Here is a 19,405-nt window from a genome sequence, read left to right as displayed (position 1 = left end):
AAGCTCCTTCAGCCTATAGCGAATGTTCCGGTCGAGTAGCAACCGGCATCGCCAGCCTATCGCTGGACGCACGCATCGAAACCTGTACTTTGGGCCTGATTCGACCCTGTACTTCCGACCGTTTCCCGCATGGAGCCACTGTTGTGCGCGAGCGCAATAATGCCCACACGACTGCGCAGATTCAACTTCCGCATAATATTCGAAACATGATATTTGACAGTCCGCACGCTGATCGAGCGTACGCGCGCGATCTCGGCGTTCGACCGCCCTTCTGCGACCATGTAAAATAACTCACGTTCACTGGCCGTCAGTTCCTTAAAATGGGATAACGACAACAGATCGACAGGCGCCGAAAGGAAGTCGACCACCCGATCCAAGATCGCACCCGAGATCAATGTATCACCGTTGTAGGCAGCGAGAATTGCGGTACGAATACTGGACACAGGCCCGTCACGCCTCACAACAGCTCGCACTCCTGACCGCACGAACGCTGCCACGGCCTCCGGGTCCGACTCGCCGACCAGAACGACGACCCGCTTACCGAACATCGAGGGCAATTTGCCCCCGTTTGCCGTCGCACTCCCCGCCAGTATCCCACTGTCGATTACGAGCACATCCACCTCGTACTCCGGCACCTCGCCTTCCACAGCCGAATCGACACCAAGTCTGCCGGTCACCATGAAATCCGACTCGTCGAGTAGTTCGACAAGTCCAGTCAATAGCGGAATACTGCCCGCACAGACATCAACCCTTAAGCGGCCATCCAATGAAGCCCGTCCGGTCATCGGATCATTTACTTTCACAACCCCCCCTGGGAACGACTGCCTCGCATACGAAGCTCGCTACCCCCCAGGCAACCCACCGTAGTGGATACAGTGCAGTCGGTTTCCGAGCGGTGAAGAAAGTGTGATGCTGATCGCGTTCAGGTATCCAGCACCAAGTGACTCCCTCTGATTACGCCGCTCGGATGCCAAGATGCAACCGATTCACTTCGCCACCAGGGTGAGGACGTCATACTTGGCCACGGACTCGCCCTTCTGGTTCACCAGGTCCGCGTCCCACCGCACCTCCCCGTACTCCTTGTCCTCGCGCGGCGTGATCTGCTTGACCGTCAACGTCACCGTCAACTCGTCCCCCGGGAACGTCGGCGTCAGGAACCGCAGGTTGTCCAACCCGTAGTTTGCCAGCACGGGCCCCGGCTCCGGCGACACGAACAACCCCGCCGCGAACGACACCACCAGATACCCGTGCGCCACCCGCCCACCGAAGAACGGGTTCGCCGCCGCGGCCTCCTCGTCCATGTGCGCGTAGAACGTGTCCCCGGTGAACTCCGCGAAGTGCTCGACGTCCCCCAACGTCACCACACGCGGCCCGGCGACCACCGAATCACCCAACCGCAACTCTCCCAAACGCTTGCGGAACGGGTGGACGTCGCCCTCCGTGCGCGGCGTGCCCGTGACCCACTGATCCGTGACCGCCGTCAACACCCGCGGGCTCGCCTGGACGGCCGTGCGCTGGAGGTGGTGCAGCACCGCACGCACGCCACCCAACTCCTCGCCGCCACCGGCCCGGCCCGGCCCGCCGTGCACCAGCATCGGCAACGGGGAGCCGTGTCCGGTCGACTCGCCGGCGTCGTCGCGGTCCAGCACCAGGACCCGGCCGTGCCACGGCGCGACGCCCAGCACGACCTCGCGGGCGAAGTCGACGTCGTGCGTGACCACCGAGCCGACCAGGCTGCCGGCTCCCCTGGCCGCCAGAGCGACCGCGTCCGAAACATCCTTGTAGGGCACCAAAGTGGCGACCGGACCGAACGCCTCGACCGAATGCGGCTCGGCCGCGGACGCGTCGGCCGTCAACAACACCGGCGAGAGGAACGCGCCTCGAACGGCGTCCGCACCGACGACCTCGACCTTGTCCGGCGAGCCGAAGACGATCTTCCCCGTGGACAGCAGCGCCTTCAACGACCGCCGCACTTCCTCCCGTTGTTCCAACCCCGCCAACGCGCCCATGCGCACGGTCCCGTCCGCCGGATTGCCGATCACCACGCGGGCCAGCCGTGCCGAAGCGGCCTCGGCGACGTCGTCCAGCAGACCGGCGGGGACCAATGCCCGGCGGATGGCCGTGCACTTCTGCCCGGCCTTGGTCGTCATCTCCGTGACCAACTGCTTGACGTACAGGTCGAACTCGGGCGTCCCAGGAACGGCATCCGGGCCGAGGATCGAGCAGTTCAGGGAATCGGCCTCGGCGTTGAACCTGACGCCGTTGCGCACCACGGCCGGGTGCGTGCGCAGCTTGGCGGCGGTCGACGCGGAACCGGTGAAGCCCACCAGGTCCTGTTCGGTCAGGTGGTCCAGCAGGTCACCGGCACCGCCGCTGAGCAGCTGCACGGACCCCTCCGGCAGCAGGCCCGAGGCGATGATCAACTCGACCAGCTTCTCCGTGACGTAGGCCGTCTGCGACGCCGGTTTGATCAACGACGGCACGCCCGCCACGAACGCGGGCGCGAACTTCTCCAACGGCCCCCACACCGGGAAGTTGAACGCGTTGATCTGCACCGCGACCCCGCGCAACGGCGTGCCGATGTGCCGCCCGACGAACGTCCCCGCCCGCCCCAACGGCTCCACGGCGCCGTCGACGTACACGCGAGAGTTCGGCAGTTCGCGCTTGGCCTTGCCGGAGTACGTGAACAGCACGCCGATTCCACCGTCGACGTCGATCAACGAATCGGCCTTGGTCGCACCGGTCCGCGCCGACAGCGCGTACAGCTCCTCGCGGTGCTCCCGCAGGTACGACGCCAACGCCTTGAGCAGCGCACCACGCTGGTGGAAGGTCAACTCGCGCAACGCCGCGCCCCCGACCCGCCGCCCGTAGTCCAACGCGGCGGCCCGGTCGACCCCGTCCGCACTGATCCGCGCGATCTCGTCGCCGGTCACCGCGTCGTGCAGCGGCGCCCCCTCCGACGGCGACGTGAACCAGCGACCGGACACGTAACTGCGCAGCAGGGCCATGTGTCGACCTCCTCGTCGAACCCGGTGTGACACCGACACTAGAACTTGCCGGTTCAGTGACATGATCGCCGGGTGGGTGAACTCTTCGAGACGATCCGTACGGGTGCCGCCGAGGCCGATCGGGTCGGCAGGCTGCCGGACACCGTGGTGAACGCCCTGGTCGAAGCCGGTGTGACACGTCGGCTCGCACCCGCGCGGTTCGGTGGCGGCCAGCTCGACCTGCCCGCCTGGGTGGCCGAGATCGAGGCGCTGTCGGCCGCCGACGGGTCGGCCGGGTGGACCGCGATGACCACGTCCGCGACTTCGGCGTTGGCCTGGTACCTGCCCGAGGAGACCGCCGACGAGGTGTTCTCGCCACCGGACGCCGTGGTCGCGGGCACGGCCGCACCGCGCGGCACGCTGACCGGCGACCGGGTCACCGGCCGGTGGGGCTGGGGCAGCGCGGTCGACTGGTGCACGTGGGTCGTCGGCGGAATCTCCACCCCGGAGGGGCCACGACTGGCGTTGTTCCCCCGCGCCGACGTGATCGTGCACGAGACGTGGGACGTGGCCGGCCTGCGCGGCACCGCGTCGCACGAGTGGGAGGTCGTCGACGCCTTCGTGCCGGCGGACCGGCGGGTGTGGCCGCCCTCGCTGCACGTCGAGGCGCCGTTACCGTCGTTCCCGTTCTTCTCCTTCCTGGCCATGGGCGTGGCGTCCGTGTGCCTGGGCATCGCGGGCCGGGCGTTGGACGAGGTCGAGTCCACCGACGGACTGCTCGACCTGGCCACGGCCGACGCACGGCTGGCGGCGGCACGGGCGTTCCTGCGCGCCGAGGTGGACGAGCGGTGGGCGTCCGCGTTGACCGGCGGGGAAAGCACTTTGCGCCAACGCGCGCGACTACGCCTGGCCTGCTCGCACGCCGCGCACGAGGCGGTGTCCGTGACGCGGTCGGCGTTCGAGGTCGCGGGCGGCTCGGCGGTGTTCTCGTCGTCGCCCTTGCAGCGATGTCTGCGGGACGTGCACGTGGCCGCCCAGCACGCCATGGTGTCGCGGCGCCTGTTCGAGACCTATGCCCGGGTACGCCTGGATCTCCCCGTCGACACCGGTCGCCTCTGACGGAATCCCCGGACCTCGGGAAACCGTTGAACACGACGTGAGACTGTCCGTCCTCGACCGCTCCCGGACCCGTCAAGGTGGCACGCACGCTCAGGCGTTGCGCGACACGGTGACGTTCGCCGCGGAGATCGAACGTCTCGGCTACCACCGGTTCTGGGTCGCCGAGCACCACGGCGTCCCCGGCGTGGCCGGTGCGGCGCCGACCGTGTTGGCGGCGGCGGTCGCGGCGGCCACGACGAGGATCCGGGTCGGCACGGGCGGCGTGATGCTGCCCAACCACCAACCCCTGGTCGTGGCCGAGCAGTTCGGGGTCCTGGAGTCGTTGCACCCGGGTCGGATCGACATGGGGTTGGGGCGTTCGGTCGGGTTCACGCCCGCCGTGCGGGAGGCGTTGGGGCATCCCAAGGAGGACGCCGAGGAGTTCGAGCCCCGGCTGCGCGAGCTGCTGTCGTACTTCACCGGCATGGCCGGGGTCCGGGGCTACCCGGCCGACGGACTGCGGCCCTCGGCGTTCGCGCTCGCCGTCGGCCCCGGCGCGGCGACGGCCGCGAAGCTGGGGTTGCCGCTGGTCATCGGCACGTTCAAGGGCGTCGAGCCGACCGCCGCGGCCATCACCGCCTACCGTCGCGACTTCCGACCCGGCTGGACCGACGAGCCGTACGTGATCGTCTCGTCCACCGTCGCCGTGGCCCGGACGACCGACGACGCGTGGCGCCTGCTCGTACCCGAAGCGTGGTCGATGGCCTACTCACGGACACGCGGCGAGTTCCCCGCACTACGCGCGACCGAAGACGTCCTGGCGCGAGACATGACCCCGCGCGAACGCCGCTACTTCGAGGAGTCGCTGACCGGCCACGTCTTCGGCACGCCCGACGAGGTCGCGGACCGGCTCGCCGACCTGGCGGAACGGACCGGCGCGGACGAACTGCTCGTCACCACGAGCACGTTCGACCGCGCCGCCCTGCTCGACTCCTACCGCCTGCTGGCCACGCTCTAAGGCTCGCGCTGCTCGGCCAGGAAGCGCTCGAACTCCGCACCCAGCTCGTCGGCGCTGGGCAACGGTTCGCCGTCCTCCACGAGCAGGTTGTCGGACGCCTCGGCGAACGCGTCGTACTGGCGCTCCAAAGCCTCGACGACCTGGGCCACCTCCTCCGACTCGCCGACCTGGCGGGCGATCTCGGTGTCCGCTCGGCGGGCCGACTCGTCCAGCGCGTCCGTCGGCACGATCAAGCCCGTGACCTGCGAGAGCGAGTCCAGCAGGGCACGTGCCGCGGCCGGGTAGCCGCTCTGCGCCAAGTAGTGCGGCACGTACGCGGCGAAGCCGACCGCGTCGTGACCGGCCTGGCCCAGGCGGTACTCCAGCAGTGCCGACAGGTTGCCCGGCACCTGCACCCGGCTGAACGGCGACCGCTCCACCACCAGCTCGGGACGGGTCGCGTGGGAGATCACCGACAGCTTCCGGGTGTGCGGGACGCCCATCGGGATGCCGTGGAAACCGACCGTGAGGCGCACGCCCCAGCGCTCGATCAGGCCCCGCACCGCGGCGATCACGCCCTCCCACCGGCGGTCCGGTTCCGGGCCGGACAGCAGCAGGTACGGGGTGCCCAGCGCGTCGTGCAGCAGCCGCACGACCAGCTCCGGCGCCGCGTAGTCGACCCAGCGGTCCGTGTCGTAGGTCATCGTGGGCCGACGGGCGCGGTAGTCCAGCAGCCCGTCGAGGTCGAACCGGGCGATCACCCGGTTCTCGTGCGCGTCCAGCAGGTGGTCGACCAGCAGCGAACCGGCCTGCCCGGCGTCCATGAAGCCGTCGAAGTGGTGCAGCAGCACCGCTCCGGTCAGGTCCGGGACGTCCGAGTCGACCTCGACCAGGTCCTCCGGCTCCACGGCGTTCCTCCTCGTTGTCCACGTCGTCCCTCACGCCAACCCGGCCGGGACCGGTTCCATTCCCGGCGCTTGACCTCGATCAACGTGGAGGTTTTAGCCTTCCGGGGCATGGACATGGAGACCACGGCGTGGACATCGCTGTACAACACGATCACCGCGCAGAACGACCGGCGCCCGTTCTCGCTCGCCGGACTGCGCCGGATCTGGGCGTTCACCTCGACCCGTCGGGGCCGGCTGTTCCGCTACCTCGGCGTGAGCGTGATCGTGGCGGTACTCGCCGTGGCCACGCCCGTGCTCGCCGGACGCGTGGTCGACGCGATCGTGTCCGGCGAGCCTTACGCCACCGTGCTCGGGCTCTCCGCGTCGATCGCCGTCCTCGCCGTCCTGGAGGCGGGGTTGGGCCTGGTGTCCCGGTGGCTGTCGGCCTCGCTGGGCGAGGACCTGATCCTGGCCCTGCGCACGGCCGTGTTCGACCACGTCCAACGGATGCCCGTGGCGTTCTTCACCCGGACCCGCACCGGCGCCCTGGTCAGCCGGTTGAACAACGACGTCCTCGGCGCGCAACGGGCGTTCAGCGACGTCCTGTCCGGCGTGGTCGGCAACCTGGTGACGTTGGCGCTGACGTTCGTGGTCATGGTCGGCCTGTCCTGGCAGATCACCCTGTTGGCGCTCGTGCTGCTGCCGCTGTTCGTCGTCCCGGCCAGGCTCATGGGCGCGCGACTGGCCAGGCTGCGACGGGAGGCCGCGGCCCACAACGCGACCATGGGCACGCAGATGACCGAGCGGTTCTCCGCGCCCGGCGCGACCCTGGTGAAGCTGTTCGGCAGCCCGGACCGGGAGTCCGACGAGTTCGCCGTCCGCGCCCGCCGGGTGCGCGACATCGGCCTGCGGACCGCGATGGTGCAGACCGTGTTCATCACCAGCCTGACGCTCGTGTCGTCGTTGGCGTTGGCGCTGGTCTACGGGCTGGGCGGGTTCTACGCGCTGGCCGGTTCGCTGGAGCCCGGTGCCGTCGTGGCGTTGGCCCTGCTGCTGACCAGGCTGTACGCGCCGCTGACCGCGCTGGCCGGCGCGCGGGTCGAGGTGATGAGCGCCCTGGTGAGCTTCGAGCGGGTCTTCGAGGTGCTGGACCTCGAACCGTTGATCACCTACCGCGACGACGCCCGGACGGTCCCCGACGGGCCGGTGTCGGTGGAGTTCGACCACGTCCGCTTCGGCTACCCGGCGGCGGACAAGGTGTCGTTGGCGTCGTTGGAGGAGGTCGCGTCCCTCGACACCCGGGCCGGGGTCGAGGTGCTGCACGACGTGTCGTTCACGGCCGCGCCCGGCCAGGTCGTCGCCGTCGTGGGCTCGTCGGGTGCGGGCAAGTCGACCCTGGCGTCGCTGCTCCCCCGCCTCTACGACGTGGACTCCGGCGCGATCCGGCTGTCCGGCGTCGACGTGCGGGACCTGTCGGCGGCCACGCTGCGGTCGACGCTGGGCATGGTGACCCAGGACGGCCACCTGTTCCACACCACCGTCCGCGAGAACCTGCTGCTCGCCCGGCCCGCGGCCGGCGAGGACGACCTGTGGGAGTCCCTGCGCCGGGCCCGGCTCGACGACCTGATCCGCACCCTGCCCGACGGCCTGGACACCGTCGTCGGCGAACGCGGCTACCGGCTGTCCGGCGGCGAACGCCAACGCCTGACCATCGCGCGCCTGCTCCTGGCGGGCCCGCGCGTGGTCATCCTGGACGAGGCCACGGCGCACCTGGACTCCACGTCGGAGGCCGCCGTGCAGGAAGCGCTCGCCGAGGCGTTGGCCGGGCGGACCGCGATCGTGATCGCCCACCGGCTGTCCACGATCCGCGCCGCCGACCAGATCCTCGTGGTGGAGGACGGGCACATCGTGGAACGCGGCACCCACACCGACCTCCTGGCGGCCGACGGGCGCTACGCGCGGCTCTACCGGACGCAGTTCGACGAGGCCGCCGTCACGGGGGCTTGAGGATGCCGCGGTCGTAGGCCGCGGCCACCGCGGCGGCCCGGTCGGTCGCGTCGAGCTTCGCGTACAGGTGGGTCAGGTGGGTCTTCACGGTGGCCTCGCTGATGAACAGCGTCCGGGCGATCTCCCGGTTGGTGGTGCCCTTCGCCACGAGCGTGAGGACGTCCAGTTCGCGGGCGCTCAGCGGGCGTTCGCGGGGCGCGGGCGTGCGGACCTCGGTGAACAGGCGCGTGGCGATGGACGGGGAGAAGACGGTGCGGTCGAGGGCGGCGGCACGCACCGCCTCGAACAGCTCGTCGCGCAACGCGGCCTTGAGCAGGTAGCCGGTCGCACCGGCCTTGATCGCGGGGATGACGTCGGCGTCGGTGTCGTAGGTGGTCAGCACCAGCACGCGGCAACGCAGGCCACGCCGGGTCAGCTCGCCGATCGCGGCCACCCCGTCGCCCCGGGGCATGCGCAGGTCCATGAGGACCACGTCGGGGTCGAGGCGTTCGGCCATCGCCACGGCCTCCTCGCCTCCGGACGCCTCGCCGAGCACCTCGAACTCCGGGGAGGCCGCGAACATGCCGTGCAGACCGTCCCGGACCACCGGGTGGTCGTCGACGAGCAGCACCGTGATCGGCCGGCTCACCCCGACACCACCCGGCTCCCGCTCCCGGGATCCCCACACCGCCGCACCAGCGGCACACCGCCCCCTCCCGACACCGTCAACCCGCCTTCGCACGTCCTCACCGGGGCGCCTCCGGCACCGCCGGGACCCGCGCCGACACCGCCGTGCCCCCGCCCGGTTCGGACTCCACGGCCACGACTCCCCCGACCCGACCGGCGCGCAGGCGCATGCCGTCGAGCCCGAACCCGCCCCGGTCCGACGGGCGCGGCGCGTGCTCCGGGTCGAAGCCCTTGCCGTCGTCGCGCACGTCCAACGTCACCTCGTCGTCGATGTAGGACAGCGTGACACCGACCCGGTCCGCCTCGGCGTGCCTGGACACGTTGTTCAGCGCCTCCTCCGCGATCCGCAGCAGGGTCGACTCGATCTCGTCGTGCAACGGCTCGACGCCGCCGACCACCGTGAGGTCCACCCGCGCGGTCGCCGTGGCCGACCACCGGTCGACCGCCTCCCGCAACGCCTCGGGCAGGGTCCGGTTCTCCAGCGGGCCGGGGACCAGGGCGTGCACCGAGCGGCGTGCCTCGCCCAGGCTGTACCGGGCCAGGGCGACCGCCCGCTCCACGCGCGCACGCGCACCGTCGCCGTCGGTGTCCAGCGCGGCCTGCAACTGGGTGACCACGCCGACCAGGCCCTGCACCAGCGTGTCGTGCAGGTCGGCGGCCAACCGGCGGCGTTCGGCCGTGATCCCGGCTTCCCTCGCCCGGGCCTGGAGCACGGCGTTCTCCGCGAGCGCGGCGGCGAGCCGCGCGTTGACCGTCTCCAACTCCTCGATGACCACCGCCTGCCTGCGCCGCTTGTCCGCTTCCCGATCGTTCACGCGGTCGAGCACGAGCGCGAGCGTGGCGTGCAAGGCGAACAGCACCGCGAACACGACCAGTTCCCCGACGTCGTCCGGCGGCGGGCCGTCCGGCACGGCGGACTGCGAGAGCGCGAGCGTCAACGCGACGGAGAGCAGCCCCCACCGCCGCGCCGACCGGGACAGGTGCAGGCCCGCGTCGAAGTAGCCCATCAACGCGAACACCGAGAAGAACGGGTTCAGCCAGCACAGCGCGAATGCCAGCGCGCCGCGCACCACGAAGTACAGCGACCCGCGCGCCCGTTGCCAGACCAGCGCACCCACGACCAAAGCCGCCGCCCACAGGACGTCCGTCGTCGACATCAACGCCGGTGCGGTCGCCGCCGACGCGACCGTGCCCAAGGCCAGCAGGCCGTACGGCCCCCACCGCAGGAACCACCCGTCCACCGCCTACTCCCAGCGGAACCAGCGGGCGGCGACACCGACCAGGACGACCGTCCACAGGGCGAGCACGGCCAGGTGGGTCCACGACGGCAGGTCACCGGCCGCCGCCGCGTCCAACGCCCGCGCGGCGGCACCGAACGGAACCAGCTCGACGGCCCGGCGCACGGCCGCCGGCAGCGCCTGGACCGGCACGTAGATCCCGGCCGCGAACATCGCGGGGAAGAACACCGCCAGCCCGATCGCCTGCGCGGCCTTGACCGTGCGGGCCACGGCCGTGACCACCGCGCCCGTCGCCAACGCCGCGAGGGTCGCGAGCGTCAACGCCACCCCGTACGCCACCGGGTGGTCGGGCAGTGCGACGCCCCACACCAGGCGTCCGATCAGCACGGCCAGGAGTGCGCCGACGACCGCCGCGGTCCCGTGGATGAGCAGTTGCACCGCGAGGAGGTGGGCCGGCCGGGCCGGGGTGGTGCGCAACCGGCGCAGGATGCCGCGCTCCCGGTAGGAGGTCAGGGTGCTCGGCAACGCCAGCAGGCTCGCCGTGACGAGCGCGACGAGCACGGTGCTCGGCACGAACACGCCGATGATCCCCCGGTAGGTCGGCACGAGACCGAAACCCAGCAGCAGCAACGAGGGGAAGGCCAGTACCCAGAACAGCGCGCCGGGTTCGCGCAGGAACAGCCTGGTCTCGACTCTGAGCACGTCAGGGTTCCTCTCGCGTGATGCGCAGGTACGCGTCGTCCAGCGTGGCGTCGGTGATGCGCAACTCCCGCACCTCGTGACGGTGGCGCACGAGCAGCGCCCCGACTGTGTCGTCGGTGCCTTCGATGACCACCTTCGCCCCTTCCCCGGTCACGGACACCACGCCCGGCAACCCCGCCAGGTCGGGCAACGGGGTCACCGGGCGGAAGGAGATCACGACCGGGCTGCCCTTGATCAGGTTTTCCGGCGTGTCCAGGGCGGCGATCCGGCCCCGGTCGAACACCGCGACCCGGTCGCACAGGTGACGTGCCTCGTCCATGAAGTGCGTGACCAGCACGATCGTCACGCCGGAGTCGTTGAGGTCGCGGACCAACCGCCAGGTCTCCCGGCGGGCACGCGGGTCGAGCGCGGCCGTGAGCTCGTCGAACACCACGACCTTCGGATTCCCGATCAGGGCCAGCGCGATGAACAGGCGCTGCTTGCGGCCACCCGACAACGCCCCGAAACGACGGTCCAGCAGGTCTTCGAGACCCAGCCGTTCGACGAGCGGACGCCAGTCGGCCGGTTCGCGGTGGAAGGAGCCGTACAGCTCCAGGGCTTCACGCACGGTCAGCTTGGGCTGCAACTCGCTGTGCTGGAGCTGGACGCCGAGGATGCGGGTGACCCGGTCACGGTCGCGGACCGGGTCGTACCCGCCGACCCGGACCGTGCCGGAGTCCGGTGCCCGCAAGCCTTCCACGCATTCCACGGCCGTGGTCTTCCCGGCGCCGTTGGGACCGAGGATGCCGAAGATCTCCCCCTCGGCCACGGTGAAGTCGACCCCGTCGACCGCCTTTACCGACCCGTAGGCCTTGCGCAGCCCTTGAACTTCGACGATGGACACCGCCCCATCTTCTCCACCCCACACCCCCGCCCCATCCCCCATCAAGCCCGACTCCACCCTCAACCGATCGGCTGACCCCCCAACCCCGCGAGTTATGCGTTCAGACACCGCGAAATGTGCACTCAGGCACCTTCGATCGGGTGAATGCGGGCACAGTGGTGGACATGGACCTGAGCCCGCGCGCGCTGTTCTCGTTCGCCCGGACCACCGTCACGACGACGGTGCCGTCCCTGGTCGTCACCGCCGCCTCCGTGCCCGGCCGCGTACTCGACCTGCTCCAGGCGGCCGAGGACGTGGTCCGCCGGGCGGACGCGTTGGTCGACCGCACCGAACGCGTACTGGAGGAGACCGAGATGGTGGTCGGGCGCGCACGCGTGGCCACGGCCGCCGCCGAACAGGTCCTGACCGACGCGTCGACGGCCGCGCGCACCTCGCGGGAACTCGTCGACGACTACGCGCCCCTGGCCCGGCAGGCCCGACCGTTGGCCAAGCGGTTCGTCGACGAGTTGTCGCCGCAGGAGGTGGACGCGGCCGTCGAACTGGTCGACCGCCTGCCCGTGCTCACCCGGCACCTGATCGAGGACGTCCTGCCCATCCTCGCCACCCTCGACCGGGTGGGCCCGGACATCCACCAGTTGCTGGAGGTCACCAACGACGTCCGGCAGGCGATCCTCGGCATCCCCGGCTTCGCGTTCCTGCGCCGCCGGGGCGAGGATCGCGAGGACGACTAGGGGTCGAGTTCGTGGCCGGGTTCGCCGGTCGTCGTGTTGCGGACCTTCAGCTCCGACTCGTACACGTGGCGTTGGCCGCCGAGCAGCCGGTCGCGGGCGGTGCGCTCCAACGAGCGGAACAACGCGTAGTAGCCGTCGTCGTAGTCCTCGACGAGCTGGAACGTCCACCGGCCGTCGACCACGTTGCGGCCGACCAACTCCTGCTCGACCCGGTCCGCGAGGTAGGCGTGCCCGGCCGCGCGCAGCAACTCCACGGCGTGCGCCACCTTCTCGTCGGCGCTGCCCGTGAGCTGGTGGAAGTCGTAGAGCGCGCCCCGCGCCCGTTCCGTCGTCTCCAACGCCTCGGTGAGCGCGCCGACCGCCTCGACGGTCGTGTCGTCGACGCCGTCCGGTCTCCTGCCCTGGGTTTTGTCGATGGTGGTCATGGCCGCAGCCATACCCGCGCGAAGCTCGCGTTACACCGTCTACAAAGGACACGAAAAGCGGGATTGGGCACATCGGTGAACGGGTACCCGCCGGAGCATGACCTGGCGCATCGGTGCTCTGATCGCGGTGGTGGTGCTCGTCGTGGGAGCCGTCGCGGCGGTGATCGTGCCCCGCTTCGGCACCGACACGATCGACCGCTCGCAACCGGCCCTGCTCCAGTCCGTGCGCGACCTGAGCCAGTACCACGCGGCGGCGGGCGAGTTCCAGGTCGTCCTCGACATCGAGAACGACGTCCGCTACGTACCCGCCGCGTTGGCCGGCAAGCGGACGCTGTTCGTGGCGGCCGGTTCGGTGAACGCCTACGTCGACTTCGCCGGAATCGAGGAGAAGGCACTGAGGATCGACCAGGAGCACAAGACCGTCGAGGTCGACCTCCCCGCACCGGCGTTGGACAAGCCCAACCTGCACCAGGAGAAGTGCTACGTGTTCGCCCAGGAACGCGGCCTGTGGGACCGCCTGACCGACATGGTCGAGACGACCGACCAACAGCCGTTCTACGTGGCCGCCGAGGAGAAGATCGCGGCGGCGGCCAAGGAATCCGGCATTCTCGCGAAGGCGTCGGACAACACCCGCAAGATGCTGTCCGGACTACTCGGCGCGTTGGGGTACCAGGTGACGTTCGCGAAGGCGGACTGACAGCGACCACGCGGTACCCGAATGCACATTTCGCGGTGCCTGAACGCACAACTCGTGGTGTCTGAACGCATAACTCGCAGGTGGGCTAGGCTTGGCGGCCGATGAGGCGCAAGCAGAGGCCCGCGGCACTCGCCCAGCGGCACGGACTCGACCCCGCACGACTACGACTGCCCGACGAAGGCCACTGGACCACGCTGCGCGACCACCTGGTCGACCGGTTGCCCCGGGTGGAGCCGGCCAGGATCGACGAACTCCTCGCCCAGGGCGCGATCCACGACCTGCACGGCCCGCTCGCACCCGACACCCCGTTCGCACCCGGCACCTCGGTCTGGTTCCACCGGGACCTGCCGAACGAGGTGCCCGTGCCGTTCGACATCTCCGTCGTGCACCGCGACGACGCCATCCTCGTCGTCGACAAACCGCACTTCCTGGCCACGATCCCCCGCGGCAGCCACATCGTGGAGACCGCACTGGTCCGGCTACGCCGCGATCTCGACCTGCCCACGCTCAGCCCCGCACACCGACTGGACCGCGGCACAGCCGGCCTCGTGCTGTTCGTCGTCGATCCCACGCTGAGGGGCCGCTACCAGAACCTGTTCCGCGACCGCGGCGTGCACAAGGAGTACGAGGCGATCGCCCGCTACGACCCCGGCCTCGACCTGCCGCGCACGGTCACCAGCCGCATCGTCAAGATCAAAGGTGTGATCACCGCCCAGGAGGTGCCCGGCGAGCCCAACGCCGAGACGCGGATCGAACTCGTGGAGCACGACGGGCAGTGGGGCCGTTACCGACTGCTGCCCACCACCGGGCGGACGCACCAGCTCCGACTGCACCTGAGTTCGCTGGGCATCCCCATCCGCGACGACGACTTCTACCCCGTCCTCACCGAGAAGCCGTTGGACGACTTCACGAACCCGTTGCGCCTGCTGGCGAAGGTGCTCGCCTTCACCGACCCGGTCACCGGCGAGCACCGGCGCTTCACCAGCGGGCTGCGACTCGACCTCTAGTTCAGGTAGCCGAGCATCTGGGCGATCTGCGCCGAACGCGACTCGAAGATCCGGTCGGCCAGGCCCTTGGACTGCGGGTTGGAGCCGCCCTCGCGCTCGAACTTGGCGATCGCGACGGCGTTGTGCTGATGGGCGATGAGGAGGTTGAGGAAACCCTTCTCGAACTCGCCGGACGGCAGCGCGGCGATCTCGGCGATGTCCTCGGGACGCGTCGAGTGGTCGCCGCCGTGGTCGGCGTGCAACTGCATGTCCGTACCGGACGACTCGGGCTTGCCCCAGTCGCCGAGCCACTTGGTCATCGAGTCGATCTCGGAGAGCTGCGTGACCTCGATGGCCGCGGCGAGCGTCTTCACGTCCGACCGGACCGCGTGGTCCTTGGCGAGCTTCACGATCTCCAGGCCCTGCTTGTGATGGGCGATGGCCATCTGCAGGAACATCACGTCGGTGTCGTTGTGCTCCGCGGTCTCCGCGATCGTCGACGGCGCGGGGCCGGTCGGCGTGACGAGACCGTCGGAAGGCGAACTACACCCGGCCACCAGCAGCAGGGACAGGCCGGCGACTAGGGCGACGAGGCGCTTCAAGGTCGTCTCCTCGAAAAGGGTAGGGGAAAGCCCGCCCGCGCCGTGTCAGGGCGGCGCGGACGGGCTTCACGGGGTCGACCCCGTCAGAGCCGCTGCCACAGCGACGGCGTGTTCGGCGGTTCCCAGCCGGTCAGCGAGGTGTGACCCTGGATCGCCTTGTAGGACGCGCCACCGTAGGTGACCTGCGCGCCGGTCGCGTACGACACGCCCGCGGCCCACGTGCCACCGGCCGGCGGCGTCGTGGTCGTGGTGGGCTTGGTCGTCGTGGTCGGCGGCGTGGTGGTCGTGGGCCGCGTGGTCGTCGTCGGGTCGGGGTCGGGGTTGCCCCCGCCGACCTGCAGGTCGATGCAGGCGTAGAACGCGTTCGCGGTGTCCGAGATGTTCCACACGGCCAGCACCTTCTGGCGACCGGAACGGCCGCCGAGGTTCACCGAGTGCGTGACGGTCGCGCCGGGCTGCTTGCCACCGTCGTTGATCTCGGCGATCTTCGAGCCACCGATGAAGTACTGCCAGGTGCTGGTGGCGTGCCGGGCGGTCAGCGTCCAGGTGAACTGGGCGGAGCTGCCGACCGATGTGGCGGGCCAGTTCTTGCTGTCGTCGTTGAGGATGGCGAACTGGCCGATGCCGGCGTTGCAGCTCGTCAGGCCCTTGGGGCCTTCGACGCTCTGCGGCTCGTACTGGATCTGGCCGCAGCCGGTGACCTTGCCGGAGGCGCACAGCGCCTGGCGGCTGGGCGGCGACGAGACGTAGCCGTGGGCGCTGGCCGAGCCGGCGCCGGCGACGATGATCAGGGGGGCGACGCCGACGCCCGCGAGCATCGCGGCGACTTTGCGTTTCACGCTCATGTGTTCTGTCCAGCTCCTTCGGAGGGAACCCGGGGGCTCCCGGTGCAGGGGTGGTCCGCGGCGGCCGGATCTCGTCGACACCGCGTGACGCCTCGCGGACGGGGCGTCACGGACATCGATGTGGTCTAGACCATAATCGGCAACGTCATCCGGGTCAAGGAAGTGGGCCGGGCGGCCCAACGGGACGCCGTCCACAGTGTGAACACGACCCGGAAAACGTTCCGCCACACGGATCACACGTCCGAACGGACGCGGGCGCGGGTGCGCCGCACGGACGTGGTTCTCGACGGGTGACCGTCGAAGCCTTTCCCGGTTCGGCAGGGACCTCACGGGAAGTTCTCGCAGGGTCCGCGGCTGGGTTCTCACCGCGGGGTTCGTACGGGGAGGGGCCTGGGGGTCCGCCGTCGCAGGGGGACGGCGGACCCCACCCCCGGTCAGCAGGAGAGGTTGTTGCCCGCCGGCACCCCGAGGATGCCCACGAACTTCTGGTACGCGTTGATCCGGCTCTGCACCTGGGCGGGGTTGCCGCCGTTGCACTCGAGGGTGCCGTTGATGCTGCGGATGGTCTCGCCGAAGCCGGCGCCGGTCACCATCGCGTTGTGCGCGGTCATGGTGCCGGGACCGTTCTGGGTGTTCCAGTACCAAAGGCCGGTCTGCCAGGCCACCGCCGGGTCGCGCTCGACCAGGTACGGGTTGGTCAGCAGGGGCAGGCCCAGCGCGTCGCCCGCGGCCTTGTAGTTGAAGTTCCAGCTGAGCTGGATCGGGCCGCGGCCGTAGTACGCCGCGTTGCCGGCCGGGCACCCGTACGACTTGCTCGTGTCGCAGTAGTGCGGGTAGTTGGCCTGGTTCTGCTCCACCACGTAGTACAGGCCGCCGGTCTCGTGGTTCACGTTCGCCAGGAACGCCGCCGCCTCCTGCTTGCGGACGACGTCACCGCCGGTGTTCGCGAAACCGGGGTACGAGGACAGGGCCGCGACCAGACCGGCGTAGGTGTAGAAGCTGCTCCGGCTCGGGAACATCTGGTTGAACTGGGCCTCGCTCACCACGAACTGGCCGGGGTTCGGGTTCTGCGTGGTGCTGGTGCTCGTGACCGTGGTGGGCGTGTCGCCGCACCCGGTGTACGGGTCCCAGTACCAGGTGCTCACGACCGGGTCGTAGCCCGGGTTGTCGTGCTCGGCGACGTAGTACTTGTTGTCCGTGTAGCGGACGACGTCGCCGGTCACGTACGCCTTGCCGCGCACCCAGGTCTCGGTGCACTTGGCGGGCTGGGTCGGACTGGTCGGCACGGTCGTGGTCCTGGTGGTCGTCGTGGTGCCGGTGCCCGGACCGGAGCCGCAGGTGCCCTGGTCCGTCCAGACCTGGGTGCCGCCCGGCTTCTCGTTCTGGGTCCACCACTTGGCGGTCCAGTTGCGACCGTTGTAGGAGGCCGTCTGGCCGCCCGTGTACACCGACGACGCACTCCAGGCCGCGGCGCAGTCGGCCGCGGAGGCGGACGTCCCGGCGATCGCGATCGCCGTGCCCGCGCCGACGACGACCGTGGCGATGGCAGCCACCACGCGCAATCTCGACAAAGTTCTCTTCTTCCCCTAGAGCGCCCTCTGACGTGACGACGGCCACTTCAACATGACTGGTCTACACCAGTCAAGAGGGGGTGGTCCGACCCTTTCGTCACGCGCCACCACCCGCGTGAGCTGTGCGGATGCCTAAATCCACCGGTGGTCGGCCTTAAAAGTCCATTATGGACAGTCATTGCGCTGGGGCGTGGATCTCCTTGACGGAAAGCGCCCTGAAGCGGTCAAGAGGGTCCACTCGGGCCGTTCCCGCGTCTCAAAACCCTTCCTTGTGCCGGAAAAGTGTGGCGTAGCGGACACCCTTGATCGTCGGTCTTCACGTAGACGAACACCGCGGGCCGCACCAGAACCCGGTCGCCGTCGGCGTATCCGGGACGCACCGTGCGGGCGACCGTGCCCACGAGCGCCTCGTCGTCGGTGGGCACGGTGCCCACGACGTGCCGGTGCTCGTCGGGGTGGACCGGCCGCACGCCGCCCGCGATGAGCAGGCCACGCGCCCGCCACGCCGCGTGTGCGGGGAGATCCGGGAGGAGGTTCGCCAGACCGCGCACCAGCAGGTCGTCCCGGCGCTTCGGGCGGTGCAGTTCGGTGGCCGCCGCGCCCAGCACGACGGCGCCGGTCAGCAGGGCCAGCACGGCACCCAGCGGAGGGGACCTCGGATCGGGCACGGACACCGCGACCCACCAGCCGTCGTCGCTCTGCTGCGTGGCGACCACGCCACCGGAGAGCAGCAGGGACGCGGCCGACCGGTCGACGTCGCCGACCAGCACGGCGACCTCGCCGGTACCGGCACGTTCACCGGTGCCGCCGGGCTTCACGACCACGGCTCGCGCGCCCTCGGGTAATCGCGGCGCGACGTCGTCCGCGATGGCGCCCGTGGTCGGGCTGCCCTTCGCCGCCTCCAGGGTCCGGGCCGCCACCACCCGCGCGTCGACGGGGGTCGGGGTCAACACGGCGACCAACGCGAAGAACGTGACCAACGCGCTCGCCACCACCATTCCGGTCGCGATCCGGCGACCTGTCGCCGGCCGTACTCGGACAGGCGCCACACACGCTCCGTTTCCTCGACCTCTCCCCCGAGCCCGTCAGTGGTGTAGTCGGCTCAGTAGAACGCCTGGGCAGCGCGCCATCCGGGTGAATCAACGCAACGCAGTCTCGGAATGACTGTGCGCGACCGGATACCCCCTCATGGGGAATTCCCGACTGTCCGGACCGCGGCCGGCGAAAGCGTTCCGCGCATTGTCCCCGACGCGACGAAACCCTACGCCCGCACGACTTCCCGGGGTCGTGTCAGCGCTCCTGGCCGACGGGCCGGACGACGATCTCGTTCACGTCGACCGTCGGCGGCTGCCCCACCGCGTACAGGACGGCACGGGCGACGTCCTCGGGTGCGAGCTTGGGATCGTCACGCCGGTCGTCGGGGATGCCGCCGGTGTCCGTCAGACCCGGTTGCAGCAGCGTCACGCGCACCCCCGTGCCCACGCACTCCGCCCGGATGTTCTGCGCCAGCCCGGTCACGGCCCACTTCGTCGCGGAGTACAGGTTGCCCGGCCGCACGCCGCGGCCGGCGGCCGATCCGGTCAGCACCAGGTGCCCGCCGGACCTGGTCAACGCCGGCAGGGCGGCCCGCGCGGTGAACGCGGGCCCGGCCACGTTGGTCAGCACCATGTCGCCCCACTGGTCGGGCGACGAGCCGCGCTCGGTGGCGAACGACGTGTCCACGCTGACGCCCGCGTTCGCGAACGCCACGTCGAGCCGTCCCCACTCCCCCTCGACCCGCTCGACCAACGCCTTCACCTGCGCCCAGTCCCGGACGTCGCACGGCGCCACCCACACGCGGTCGGGGGTGCCCAGGCTCGGCGCGTACTCGGCCAGTGCCGCCACGTCCCGCGCGGTGAGCACGAGGCGGTAACCGGCCTCCGCCGCCAGCGCCGCGGTCGCCGCGCCGATGCCCCGTGACGCACCTGTGATCAGAAAGACCGGTTCGACCATGCCCGGAGGCTAACGCGGACGGGGGTGTGGAACCGATGTATCCCATGGCGACGTCCCGACTCCTGTTCGACAGGGACCGCCGCGTGGCGAG

Annotated in this window: 19 protein-coding genes; 6 read left to right on the top strand and 13 right to left on the bottom strand. The window is 70.2% G+C overall.

Annotated features, from left to right (window positions below):
- Window positions 1-56: 56 nt before the first annotated feature.
- Together F4559_RS09145 and paaZ are read right to left on the bottom strand one after the other, a co-directional pair.
- Window positions 57-785 carry a response regulator transcription factor gene (locus F4559_RS09145; RefSeq protein ID WP_184667521.1) on the bottom strand — a complete coding sequence of 243 codons (729 nt, stop codon included), beginning with the start codon at window positions 783-785 and terminating at the stop codon, window positions 57-59.
- 201 nt (window positions 786-986) lie between these two features.
- The gene (paaZ, locus tag F4559_RS09140; RefSeq protein WP_184667519.1) at window positions 987-3,008 is read right to left on the bottom strand and encodes a phenylacetic acid degradation bifunctional protein PaaZ; all 2,022 of its coding nucleotides are present in this window, start codon (window positions 3,006-3,008) and stop codon (window positions 987-989) included.
- Window positions 3,009-3,080: 72 nt separating this feature from the next.
- On the opposite strand from paaZ, the gene F4559_RS36245 reads away from it, so the two are divergent.
- Both F4559_RS36245 and F4559_RS09130 read left to right on the top strand, forming a co-directional pair.
- Complete coding sequence (locus F4559_RS36245) at window positions 3,081-4,106, top strand: acyl-CoA dehydrogenase family protein (RefSeq protein WP_184667517.1); 1,026 nt, start codon at window positions 3,081-3,083, stop codon at window positions 4,104-4,106.
- A 37-nt stretch (window positions 4,107-4,143) separates the two neighbouring features.
- On the top strand, window positions 4,144-5,103 hold the full coding sequence (locus tag F4559_RS09130) for an MsnO8 family LLM class oxidoreductase (RefSeq protein ID WP_312865538.1): 960 nt from the start codon (window positions 4,144-4,146) through the stop codon (window positions 5,101-5,103).
- Here the strand turns inward: F4559_RS09130 and F4559_RS09125 are convergent.
- Window positions 5,100-5,990, bottom strand: a complete 891-nt coding sequence (locus F4559_RS09125) for a proteasome assembly chaperone family protein (protein WP_184667513.1) — start codon at window positions 5,988-5,990, stop codon at window positions 5,100-5,102. The genes F4559_RS09130 and F4559_RS09125 overlap by 4 nt on opposite strands.
- A 108-nt stretch (window positions 5,991-6,098) precedes the next feature.
- On the opposite strand from F4559_RS09125, the gene F4559_RS09120 reads away from it, so the two are divergent.
- Entirely contained in the window at window positions 6,099-7,976 is a 1,878-nt protein-coding gene (locus tag F4559_RS09120; protein WP_184667511.1) for an ABC transporter ATP-binding protein, read from the top strand.
- Here the strand turns inward: F4559_RS09120 and F4559_RS09115 are convergent.
- The 4 genes from F4559_RS09115 to F4559_RS09100 form a co-directional block, all read right to left on the bottom strand.
- Window positions 7,963-8,604, bottom strand: coding sequence for a response regulator (locus F4559_RS09115; protein ID WP_184667508.1), 642 nt, complete (start codon window positions 8,602-8,604; stop codon window positions 7,963-7,965). The two genes, F4559_RS09120 and F4559_RS09115, sit on opposite strands and share 14 nt — an antisense overlap.
- A gap of 97 nt (window positions 8,605-8,701) precedes the next feature.
- On the bottom strand, window positions 8,702-9,883 hold the full coding sequence (locus F4559_RS09110) for a sensor histidine kinase (RefSeq protein WP_312865537.1): 1,182 nt from the start codon (window positions 9,881-9,883) through the stop codon (window positions 8,702-8,704).
- 3 nt (window positions 9,884-9,886) lie between these two features.
- On the bottom strand, window positions 9,887-10,582 hold the full coding sequence (locus F4559_RS09105; protein WP_184667506.1) for an ABC transporter permease: 696 nt from the start codon (window positions 10,580-10,582) through the stop codon (window positions 9,887-9,889).
- 1 nt (window position 10,583) lies between these two features.
- The gene (locus tag F4559_RS09100; RefSeq protein ID WP_312865536.1) at window positions 10,584-11,465 is read right to left on the bottom strand and encodes an ABC transporter ATP-binding protein; all 882 of its coding nucleotides are present in this window, start codon (window positions 11,463-11,465) and stop codon (window positions 10,584-10,586) included.
- Between the two features lie 164 nt (window positions 11,466-11,629).
- Here F4559_RS09100 and F4559_RS09095 point away from each other — a divergent pair, with 164 nt between their 5' ends.
- Window positions 11,630-12,196, top strand: a complete 567-nt coding sequence (locus tag F4559_RS09095; protein ID WP_184667504.1) for a hypothetical protein — start codon at window positions 11,630-11,632, stop codon at window positions 12,194-12,196.
- Here the strand turns inward: F4559_RS09095 and F4559_RS09090 are convergent.
- A complete protein-coding gene (locus F4559_RS09090) occupies window positions 12,193-12,621 on the bottom strand; it encodes a hypothetical protein (protein ID WP_221447180.1) in 429 nt (142 codons plus the stop codon). The genes F4559_RS09095 and F4559_RS09090 overlap by 4 nt on opposite strands.
- Before the next feature lie 97 nt (window positions 12,622-12,718).
- Here F4559_RS09090 and F4559_RS09085 point away from each other — a divergent pair, with 97 nt between their 5' ends.
- Both F4559_RS09085 and F4559_RS09080 read left to right on the top strand, forming a co-directional pair.
- Window positions 12,719-13,318, top strand: a complete 600-nt coding sequence (locus tag F4559_RS09085) for a DUF4230 domain-containing protein (protein WP_184667502.1) — start codon at window positions 12,719-12,721, stop codon at window positions 13,316-13,318.
- Between the two features lie 101 nt (window positions 13,319-13,419).
- Window positions 13,420-14,325, top strand: a complete 906-nt coding sequence (locus tag F4559_RS09080; protein WP_184667501.1) for a pseudouridine synthase — start codon at window positions 13,420-13,422, stop codon at window positions 14,323-14,325.
- On the opposite strand, the gene F4559_RS09075 is transcribed toward F4559_RS09080, so the two are convergent.
- The 5 genes from F4559_RS09075 to F4559_RS09055 form a co-directional block, all read right to left on the bottom strand.
- Complete coding sequence (locus tag F4559_RS09075; protein ID WP_184667500.1) at window positions 14,322-14,906, bottom strand: DUF305 domain-containing protein; 585 nt, start codon at window positions 14,904-14,906, stop codon at window positions 14,322-14,324. The genes F4559_RS09080 and F4559_RS09075 overlap by 4 nt on opposite strands.
- 83 nt (window positions 14,907-14,989) lie before the next feature.
- On the bottom strand, window positions 14,990-15,751 hold the full coding sequence (locus F4559_RS09070) for a lytic polysaccharide monooxygenase (RefSeq protein ID WP_184667498.1): 762 nt from the start codon (window positions 15,749-15,751) through the stop codon (window positions 14,990-14,992).
- Between the two features lie 434 nt (window positions 15,752-16,185).
- Window positions 16,186-17,304 (bottom strand): glycoside hydrolase family 19 protein, encoded by a 1,119-nt coding sequence (locus tag F4559_RS09065; protein WP_312865535.1) that lies wholly within the window; start codon window positions 17,302-17,304, stop codon window positions 16,186-16,188.
- Window positions 17,305-17,546: 242 nt separating this feature from the next.
- Complete coding sequence (locus F4559_RS09060) at window positions 17,547-18,320, bottom strand: nucleotide exchange factor GrpE (RefSeq protein WP_184667496.1); 774 nt, start codon at window positions 18,318-18,320, stop codon at window positions 17,547-17,549.
- A gap of 292 nt (window positions 18,321-18,612) precedes the next feature.
- Window positions 18,613-19,314, bottom strand: coding sequence for an SDR family oxidoreductase (locus F4559_RS09055; protein ID WP_184667495.1), 702 nt, complete (start codon window positions 19,312-19,314; stop codon window positions 18,613-18,615).
- Between the last annotated feature and the right edge of the window lie 91 nt (window positions 19,315-19,405).

Source organism: Saccharothrix violaceirubra (assembly GCF_014203755.1).
In the GTDB taxonomy this organism is placed as follows: Bacteria; Actinomycetota; Actinomycetes; order Mycobacteriales; family Pseudonocardiaceae; genus Actinosynnema; species Actinosynnema violaceirubrum.
The sequence above is the reverse complement of the archived record's forward strand: the minus strand, read 5'-3'. Positions and strand labels throughout refer to the sequence as shown.